Annotated in this window: 9 protein-coding genes; all 9 read right to left on the bottom strand. The window is 66.2% G+C overall.

Annotation, left to right across the window (positions count from 1 at the left end):
- Nucleotides 1–5 precede the first annotated feature (5 nt).
- On the bottom strand, nt 6–746 hold the full coding sequence (locus V5F84_RS10080) for a hypothetical protein (protein WP_394042729.1): 741 nt from the start codon (nt 744–746) through the stop codon (nt 6–8).
- Nucleotides 747–748: 2 nt separating this feature from the next.
- Nucleotides 749–2,428 (bottom strand): flagellar basal-body MS-ring/collar protein FliF, encoded by a 1,680-nt coding sequence (fliF, locus tag V5F84_RS10075; RefSeq protein WP_394042730.1) that lies wholly within the window; start codon nt 2,426–2,428, stop codon nt 749–751.
- A 326-nt stretch (nt 2,429–2,754) separates the two neighbouring features.
- Nucleotides 2,755–3,798, bottom strand: a complete 1,044-nt coding sequence (locus tag V5F84_RS10070) for a flagellin N-terminal helical domain-containing protein (protein ID WP_394042731.1) — start codon at nt 3,796–3,798, stop codon at nt 2,755–2,757.
- A 346-nt stretch (nt 3,799–4,144) separates the two neighbouring features.
- The gene (locus V5F84_RS10065; protein ID WP_394042732.1) at nt 4,145–4,930 is read right to left on the bottom strand and encodes a response regulator; all 786 of its coding nucleotides are present in this window, start codon (nt 4,928–4,930) and stop codon (nt 4,145–4,147) included.
- 18 nt (nt 4,931–4,948) lie between these two features.
- Nucleotides 4,949–6,151, bottom strand: coding sequence for an EAL domain-containing response regulator (locus tag V5F84_RS10060; RefSeq protein WP_394042733.1), 1,203 nt, complete (start codon nt 6,149–6,151; stop codon nt 4,949–4,951).
- 13 nt (nt 6,152–6,164) lie between these two features.
- Nucleotides 6,165–6,560 carry a response regulator gene (locus V5F84_RS10055; protein WP_394042734.1) on the bottom strand — a complete coding sequence of 132 codons (396 nt, stop codon included), beginning with the start codon at nt 6,558–6,560 and terminating at the stop codon, nt 6,165–6,167.
- The gene (locus V5F84_RS10050; RefSeq protein ID WP_394042735.1) at nt 6,557–8,275 is read right to left on the bottom strand and encodes a sensor histidine kinase; all 1,719 of its coding nucleotides are present in this window, start codon (nt 8,273–8,275) and stop codon (nt 6,557–6,559) included. The genes V5F84_RS10055 and V5F84_RS10050 overlap by 4 nt, the downstream gene beginning before the upstream one ends.
- A 16-nt stretch (nt 8,276–8,291) precedes the next feature.
- Nucleotides 8,292–8,783 carry a putative pterin-binding protein gene (locus V5F84_RS10045; protein WP_394042737.1) on the bottom strand — a complete coding sequence of 164 codons (492 nt, stop codon included), beginning with the start codon at nt 8,781–8,783 and terminating at the stop codon, nt 8,292–8,294.
- A gap of 276 nt (nt 8,784–9,059) precedes the next feature.
- Nucleotides 9,060–9,452, bottom strand: a complete 393-nt coding sequence (locus V5F84_RS10040) for a DUF1236 domain-containing protein (protein WP_394042738.1) — start codon at nt 9,450–9,452, stop codon at nt 9,060–9,062.
- Between the last annotated feature and the right edge of the window lie 44 nt (nt 9,453–9,496).

Raw genomic sequence — 9,496 nt, 5'->3', positions numbered from 1 at the left:
CTTCCTCAAGCCGGGGTCGCGCGCAGGCGCTCGGACCACGCGGCAAGCTGTGTTTCCATCAGCGTGTCGTCGGCGACGACGCGAATCTCGGCCCCCTCGTCGTGCTCGAAGGCAAGGCCCGGGCGCTCGCCCAGGCCGGCGCGCATCGCCTCCAGCAAATCGGGGGGGGCGCTGATGCGCACCGCCGCGCCGGAAGCGCCGCCGAGGCGGGCCCGCACCAGGGCGCACAGGTCCGTGACCGCCTTGGCGCGGATCTCGCCGGCCAGAAACGGCGTCAGCACATGGGCCACGGTGTCGCCGATGTTGCGCTCCAGCACGCCGACGGCCTCGGAAATGTGCCGGGCCAGGACCTCGCCTTCATCGCGCGCCCAGCCGGCGCGGGCTTCGACGAGGCGGGCGTCGAACTCGGCCCGGTCCTGGAGCCGCGCTTGGGCCGCCGCCTCGTTGGCCGCGGCGAGTGCGGCACTGGCTTCGCTGCGCGCGGAGGCAACCGCCCGCTCCAGGTCTTCCTGTGTGACGCGGGGCGTCGGATCGGGACGCGGAGCCTCGCTCGCCGGGGCGGGAGCGGCAGCCTTCGCGGCCGGCGCCGCCGGCGCGGGCGCGCCACGGGCGGGCGCCGCGGAGCCGACACCCGGCGCGGGGGGCCGCGTCATGGTCTCGATCACGCTGGCGACGCGGGCCTGCGGCGTGCCGGAGCTCGCCCGCACGGGGCCGAAATGGGGAAGGTGGCGCGACAGGGCATGCATGATCAGACCTTCGCCTCCTGGCGCAGCCATTGCCGCAGGATGGCCGCCGCCTGGGCCTCATCGAATTCGACGATCTGTTCCAGCCGCTTCTGCGGCGAGCGGTTCATGCGGCTGGTGAGATCCTCGATCAGATTGACGGTGGTGGCGCCGAGCGGCTCCGGTTCGCCCTCCCCCCTTGCCTCTACGGGCAGGCCGGCCGGGCCGGCCACGGCCGGAACGCTCGGCGGGGCGAGCATCGCGGCCTCGATGGCCGCCGCGTCGTCCGTCTCCGCCTCGATCTCGGGACGGGCCAGGATCGCGCGAACCGCAGGACGCAGGCCGAACCAGATCAGCAGGCTCGCCACGATCAGGATGGTGAAGGCATTGATCAGCGTGCCGGCCTGGCGCAGCAGCAGTTCGGTCCAGGGCAGCGGCGGGATGGGCTCGAGCGCGCGGCCGCCATCGGCGAAGGAGACGGCAGACACCTTCATCTTGTCGCCGCGCTCCTTGTCGAAGCCCGCCGCCGATCCGACCAATTGCTCGATTTCGTAAAGCTGCTGTTCCACCGGCGCGGCGTCCGTCCCCTGGGCGCCCGCGGCCGTCAGGCGATCCTTGTTCAGCAGCACCGCGATGGAAAGGTTCTGAAGCGAATAGCCCTCGTGGACGGTCTGAACCGTGCGGGAGGAGATCTCGAAATTGGTGATCTCTTCCTTGTGGGTGTTGTTCTCGTTGGAATCGGCGCTCGCGTCATTGGCGGTCTGCGCCGCCGGGACGTTCTGCTGCACCGAGGTGTTCGGCTGCTTGGTGCGGTTCTGCGACTGGCCGCTTTCCTTCACCGTGCGGATCGAGCGCTCGGACTTGGAGGCCGGGTCATAGATGGTTTCGTGGGTGGTGGTCTGGTCCGTATTGAGGCGCGAGGAGACGGAAATCTCGAAATTCCCGAGGCCGAGATACGGGGTCAGGGTGCGGCGGATCTTCTCTTCTACCTCGCGATTGACCTGCTGCTGCAACAGCGACTTGCGCCCGGCGGCCGCGCCTTCGCCATCGCTTGCGCCGAGCACGGCACCGTCGGTGTTGAGCACCGACACGGTATCGATCTTCATGCCCGGGATCGCCGAGGCGACGAGCCGGCGGATCGCCTGGGCGGTGGAGGCATCGTCGGAATTCTCGGTGCGGATGACGACGGAGGCGGACGCGGTCTGCTGGTCGCGGCGGAACGAGCCCCGGTCGGGCAGCACGATGTGCACCCGGGCCGCCTTGATGCCCTTCATGGTCTGGATGGTGCGCGCCAGCTCGCCTTCCAGGGCGCGCACGCGGGTCACCTCCTGCATGAACGAGGTGAGGCCGAACGAGCGCACGTCGTTGAACAGTTCGTAACCGGAATTGCTGCTCTGGGGCAGGCCCTTGACCGCCAGTAGCATGCGCGCGCGGGCGGTGTCGGAATGCCCGACCAGCACCGCCGCCCCGTCGGCGCTGACATCGAAGGAAATGCCGGCATCCTTGAGGGCGCCGCCGATGCGGCTGACATCCTCGCGGTTGAGGTTGGCATAGAGCGTCTCGCGCTCCGGCTGGCTGAGGAAATAGGCCCCGAGGCCCACCACCGCAACCACGGTGAGGCCGATCACACCGAGCGCGATCAGGCGCCGGGCGCCGAGCGCCATCAGGTTGTTCCACAGGGTGGTCAGTTGCTCACGGCCGATCATCGGCGGGATCTCATCTCGATTGCGTCCTTGGGAGCTGCGCGACCGTCTTCCGGAGGGAAGCGGACGGTGCCTTCGGCGGAGGTCGATCGGGCACGCGCGTCAGCCGGTTGGCTTCGGCGCTGCATGTGCCTGACGTGCAATCTCGGGACTTAATCTTGCCTGGACGTTGCAAACACAAAGGCCACGCTCCAGAGACTGGAACGTGGCCAAGTCGGCCGTCCGGGCGAGGACGACGGAGGAGCTTGAAAAGGCGCGGCACACCGCGCAAAAAACGGACTACGCGGAGAACCGCCGCGCCGGCGAGCGGCGCGGCGGCTCTTATGCGATCAACGGAACAGCGTCATCACGTTCTGCGTGGAGTTGTTCGCGATGCTGAGGGACTGCACCGCCAGCTGCTGCTGGGTCTGGAGCGCCTTCAGCTTGGTGGATTCCTCTTCCATGTTGGCATCGACGAGCGAGCCGATGGAGGAGGTGTTGAGGTCGATCAGGCTCTGCGCGAAGGTCTGCTGCGAGGTCAGCCGGGTCGAGGTGGTGCCGAGCGTGGTGGCGCCATTCTGGAGCTGCTGCATCGTCGCATCGACGATCTTCACATAGGCCTGGATCTTGGCGAGGTCCGCATCGGTATTGCCAAGCGCGGAGACGTCGAAGTCCTTGATCGCTTCGGTGCCGGACGTGGCCGTGCCGCCGATCACATACTTCGTGTCCATGAAGCCCTTCAGGCTGCCGGCCGCGGTATCGACGCTGACAGTCGCGCCGCCCGACACGCTGGCCGCGGTGGCAACGGCCGTCACGGCCACGTCGGTCGTGGAGGCGGTGCCGCTCGAGGTGCCGGCGGTCGCCGCGTCGTAGATGGCGAACGCGCCGGTGTCGATGGCGGTGGAGCCGACCGTCACGGAGCTGCCGGTCCGGGAGAAGGACGAGAGCAGGTTCTTCGTGCCGTTGAAGCCGGTCGCGCTGCTGTCGACGGAGAGCCAGTTGCTGCCGTTCATCACCGAGTTGTCGGAGGTCGTCTTGATCTGGCTGATGAAGGACGAGATTTCCGTCTGGAGCTTGGTGCGATCGACGTTCGGCGACAGGGCCGCGGTCAGGTCGTTCTTGATGTTGCCCAGGGTGGAGATGATGGCGTTGACGCCGCCGCTCGCCGCATCGACCGAGTTCTTGTCGAGGCTCATGGCGTTCTTCACCGCACCGAGCGCGCCGTTGTCGGAGGTCAGCGTGGTGGCGATGGACCAATAAGCCGCGCCGTCGGAAGCAGAGTTGATGCGCTTGCCGGTGGAGACGTGGTTGTTGGTCGTGTCGAGCGAGGTATTGATGCTCCGCAGGGTCTGGAGAGCGACCATCGCGGAGGTGTTGGTGATCATGCTGGTCATGGCGAAATGTCCCACGATTGGGTTTGATGGATTGGTGATTTCGGGGGGACATGCCGGACTTCAACCGGCATGGAAGGGCGGCATCATGCCTTTGGGGCCAATCTCATCTTGATTGGCGCTCTGCTCGTTCAAGCAGTCAACCTTCCATGGATCAGACCCTAGACCGGCAAGCTTGCGCGAGGCTTGCACGGGGCGCCAGCTTGCGGGCCGATTTTGCAGCGCCGGTTTTGGCGTGTGCCGCCAGACCGTTTTGCAGGGCAGATGATCCCGCGCCACAGCCCGCGCCACAGAACGCAAAAACCCGCGCCAGGGCGCGGGCTTTTGGCAAGCGGGCGGCGGTTCGGCTTCAGCCGATCTTCAAGCCAAGCCGCCCCGCCTGGCGCTGGACGAAGGCTTCCATGCGCTCGCGCCCCACATCGGTCAGCGCCACCAGGACGCGGCGGCGATCGCCGGGATCCGGAAGGCGGTCCAACAGCCCGGCCTCCTTCAAATCCTCGATGCGGCGCAAGGCGGTGGTGGTGGGCACGCCGGAGGCGATGCACAGGCTGGTGACGGAAATCGGCCGCCCCGTGGCCTCCGCCACCGCGAGATCGAGCAGCATGTCCCAGGCGGGATCGGAGAACAGGCCGGCCTGGAAGATCGCATCCCGGTCTGCGCGCGCGGCGACCAGCGCCTTGAGATAGTTCGGCCGCGCCGTGGGCATGACGATCGGCGCCTGGGGCGAAACGCTGGATTCGTCCTCCACCAGGGAGAGCGCGCGCTCGACGGCGTGCTTCACCTCTTCGGCGGAGAGCGGCTTTTGCAGGAAGTCCACCGCATGCAGGCGCAGCGCGCCGACCGCACGATCCAGCGAGGCATGGCCGGTAATGACGATGGCGGCGAGCGGCTTGATGCGCCGACGCACGGCGAGCTTTTGGAGCAGCTCGATACCGTCGATGCGCGGCATGTGCAGGTCGGTGACGATGACTTGAAGCTCGTTGTGGCGTGCCACCAGATCCAGCGCCTCCACGGCGGTCTCCGCGGTGCGCGTCGGCATGTCGAGCGCCAGCAGGCCCTCGCTCAGCTCCGCCAGCACGTCAGGATCGTCATCGACCAGGAGGACCCGAGGTGCCGTTTCGATGTCTTGTTCCATAATCTTGGCCCCCAGTCTTCAGTCGCCCCTTCCCGCCTCCTGCCCTGCACGCGCACTGAGCATGCGCAACAAATCCGGCAGGGGGCGCTTCGGCGAAATCAAGTAACCTTGAACATAATCGATCGGGAAAGTGCGTGCGAGGTTAAGATCCTCGGGGAATTCAACCCCTTCCGCAACTACCTTAACGCCGAGCTTCCGACCCAATTCTGCGATCGATGCGAGTATGTTGCGGGCCTTCGTCCAGGTCCGTGCGTCGCGCACGATCTGAAGATCGATTTTGATTTCCGTCACCGGAAGCGCGGAAAGCTGAAGCAGGCCGCTCTGGCGCCGCCCCACATCGTCCAGCGCCAGCCCGAAGCCGGCCATGCGCAGGCGCGCCAGCATCGACATGGCTTCGGCGCAGGAATCGTAGAGCGAATCCTCGGTGAGCTCGAAAATGACGTCGGCAGGCGTGACATGGGCCGATTCCACGGTCTCGATCAGCTTGCGCAGCGAATCCGGCTGGAGCAGCACCTCCAGGGGCAGGTTGACGCTGATCGGGCCCTGCCAGCCCGCCTTCGTCCATGCCGCGCAGCCGCGCGCGGCGACGCCGAGGACATGATGGGTCAGCTGCACCAGCGCCGGCGGGTCGGATGCGGCCGCGGCGACAATATCGAGGGGGCTGACCGGCCCCACATTCGGCACGACGCCCGCCAACAGCGCTTCCGCGCCGGCGAAGCCGAGCGTCTCCACATCCACCTTCGGCTGGAAGCTCACCGGCAAGGTGCCTGCGGCAAGGCTTGACTTCAGGGCCGGCAGGATGGCGCCCTGGGCCTGGCGCGGCGCGGCGGGCTTCACGGCCCCGCAATCGGGATAGTCCAGGAGCTGCAGCAATTGCTGCGGATCGAAGGGCTTGGCAAGCGCCCCGAGGACGTCGAGCTTTTGCTCGCCCGCCACTTGCGCCACCACCCGAAGCACATCCTCGCCGACACCGCTGATGAAAATGAGCCGGGGCGTCTTCGGGAAACCGGCGAGGCGGTTCATGATGTCGATGCCGTCCATGGCCGGCAGGCCGAGATCGAGCAACACCACATCGAAGGCTGCGAGTTCGGACATATCCAGGCTGCGCGGATCCGTAGCCCAACGCGCGCGATGGCCCGCGGCTGAAATCAGCTCACACAGGTCCTCACACAAGGGTTCTTCGTCATCCAGAATGAAAACGGATCGGGCCCGCGCTGTCATTGCTACCTCGCAGCTACAAGCTGGTAGCGCCCGCAGCTTGCGCGAGGACGGCTTCTATCTGGTCGGCCATCATGATTGGGTCGAGAGGCTTCACATATAGCAGGTCCGCGTCGAAATCCTGCGCCTCTGCCTCGTTGACAATATGCCCCGTGATGATCACGACGACCTGGGGCTGCAAGTCCTTGGGCAGCAATCGAGCCGCTGTCACCAGCTCGGCGCCATCGTGCTCGCCGACGCGAAGATCGGTGATCAGGCAGAGAGGATGGTAACCCTCAAGCAGCGCCATGAGCGCGTCGGGCGCGGAATGGCAGGTCCGCACGGACCATCCTGCCGCGGTGAAGAATTCCCCTATCTCCTCCGCGAGCTCGGGCTCGTCGTCGCAGATCAGCAGAGTGCGGCGCAAGCTCATTCCGCCATTTCCGGCGCGGGCACCACGAGCCGAGGCAGATCCACCGTGAAGCGCGCCCCCTCTCCGACATTGGACGCACTGATGGTGCCGCCCATGTCCCGCACGACGGTCCGCGACAGGGAAAGGCCGAGGCCGGTCCCCTTGTCCGCGGGCTTCGTGGTGGTGAAGGCTTCGAACAGGTGCGGCAGGATATCCGGCGCGATGCCGCCGGCATTGTCGTCCACCTCGATGATGACGCGGTCATCCTCCACCCGGCAATGCACGATAACCCGGGGCGGAGGCCCAAGCGGTGCCGCGGGATGGCTCTCGCAGGCATCGCGCGCATTCACCAGCAGGTTGACGATCAATTGCTCGAACATGGTCTGTTCGCCCACGACCATGACATCCGGCGACACATTGAACCGCAGCAGCAGATGAATGCCGGCGGCGCGATATTGCTCGGCCACGAATCCAGCGGCCAGCTCCAGCGCGGCCCGTATGGAAAAGCTGGTGGAATGGTCGGTGGGCATGCGGGCATAGCGGCGCACCTGGTCGGTGATGCGCTTGGCGCGATCCACCTGTCCCTGAATGCGCTCAAGCTTCGCCTGCACCGCAGCGGGACCGGCGCCCGATTGCACCAGGCGGGCGGCGTTGGCGGCCGCCATCTTGATCACGGCCAGCGGCTGGTTCAGCTCGTGGGCGATGGCCGTGGCCATCTCGCCCAGGGTCGCGAGCTTTGCGGCCTGCATCACCTGAAGCTCGGCATGGCGGATGCGGCTGGTGTCCGCCACGACCAGCAAGGCCTGCGGCGTGCCGTGCCAGAGCACCTCGCACAGACTGCCGCGCAGGGAGACGACATCGCCCTGCCGGCGCGAGAACGTCATGGTGATGCCGCCCCACGCGTTGCCGTTGGTATCGACCGCCACCTCGCGGGCCGCCCGCGTCAGGCGTTGCCAATCCGGATCGCTCAGCGGCGCATCCACGACCGCCAGCGCGGCCGGATTGACCAGCCGCACCTCCTCGCTTGCGGGATCGAATACGATGACGCAGGCCGGCGTCGCCTGGATCACCGCCAGCAGGCTCGCTTCCATGGACTGCAACGCGGCCTGCCCCTCCATGACCTCCGAAAGGCGCATCTGCACGCGGCGCTCCATCGCCAGCAGAATGAGCACCAGGATGGAGCCGGACGCGAAGAGGAACAGCAGCGGAATGCGCGCCGGATTCGCATCGAGCTCAGCCTCGATCTGCGCCGTCGCCTCGTTGTAGGAGACCGACGACAGCAGGACGCGCTGCAAGAGGCGCCCCAGCGGCTGCAATTCGATGTCCCATTCATGGAACACCTCGGGGCCGCTGACCTCGAACAGATCGGGATGGACGAGGGCATCGATCATGCCGTCGAGCCGCTGCTCGAAAACCTGCAATTCCGGCTTGTAGTCCGTGAGCCCCGGCAGCAGATCAGCTTCGTCGGATTCGTAGAGAACCGGCAGGCGCGAGCGCAGCAGTTCCAGGCGCAGCTTCAGCGCGTCGAACTCGCCGGGCCCGGGCGAGACTGCGGCAAGGCGCAGGCGAGATGTCGCCTTGAGAAATTCGAGCTGCGCCTGGTAGACGATCCAGCCTGAATTATGGATCTTCTTCGCCAGCATCGCGCGCTGATTGTCGGTTGAATGATAAACCAACACCGTCGCAACGAAAAACACGATCGTCGTCAGCACCATGATGGCTGAAACGACATGCATGCTGCGCGTTGTCAGCTTACCGAACGATAAATTCAATGGACTTTACCTGCCAAACCATGCGCTCTCGGAAGGTCGCGGAATTGTACCTGGGCTCCGCGTCGATGGGATAAATGATCCAGAACGGCCCCTTGTCGCGCACCGGCATCTCAAGCTGATTGCGGCGGGTGGCCAGGATCGGGCCGGCATGGGTCATGTCTTCGGCCGGGATGATCGCCGAATAGTCGTTGAGCGCCTCCACGCGGGCGCCGCGAATATCCGCCGGCACAAGCCGCGCCAAATCCAGGAGGCTCGGCCCATCGAAGGCCTGGCGGCCAAGCGTCCAGGGTGTGGCGGTATCGATATGGAAACGCGGAAAAGCTTCCAGCTCCGCGAGGGCGACCTGCCGTTCCCCGACCAGGACACCTCCGGCGGTGCGCCAGGTGAGCGACAGGGTCTGCGCCGCACTGGCGTCGTCCAGGCCGACCAGCGCGCACAGCAGCAGAACGACATGGACCCAGAATGTCTTCATCGATCTCATTCAGGGCAGCTGGGCGAGGCCATTTCCCGTCCGCGGCCGACCCATTCTCCTCATGATGACGATGGGTCCATCTTCACATAACGACCCGCGATCGGCGCGGCCAATCCCATCCAGTTTGGCGCCTCACCGGGCCCTCCCGATCCAAATCGGATGCAATTTTAGGATGCGCGTGCAAAAAAATCCCGGCCGGGGGGTCCGGCCGGGATTTTTCACGATGGTCCCATCGCCCGGCGCGCAAAGCGGCGCCGGACCGGGAGGTCAGGAGAGTCAGGGCGTGACGACCTGGATCACCTTGCGGGTGCCGCGATCCACGATCACCCGACGGTCGTTGACGACCGTATAGGCATATTCGTCGTGGTTCGGCACGGAATAGACCTGGACGCTGGGGGGAAGCGGCTCACCCACCACCACTTCGCGCTGGTAGGCGATGGACGGGCGGTTCTCACGGATCACGTACGAGCGAACCTCCTGCGGGGGCTCGGCCGCCGCGCCCATGGTGGCACCCACCGCGCCACCGACGACGGCACCGACGGGGCCGCCCACGACGGCGCCGACAGCGGCACCGCCCACGGCACCAGTGGCGGTGGAGGCCTGAGCGAAGACGGCACTCGGGGACGCGATGGCCAGAGCCAGGGCAGCAATATAGATCGGGGACTTCATATTGATCTCCTCACGACGGTTGGTCGATGGTTCAAACGAAGCCC

Origin of the sequence: Roseixanthobacter liquoris (genome assembly GCF_043195135.2) — a bacterium.
In the GTDB taxonomy this organism is placed as follows: domain Bacteria; phylum Pseudomonadota; class Alphaproteobacteria; order Rhizobiales; family Xanthobacteraceae; genus NCEH01.
Note: the sequence above shows the minus strand (reverse complement) of the source record. Positions and strands in the feature narration are given on the sequence as shown.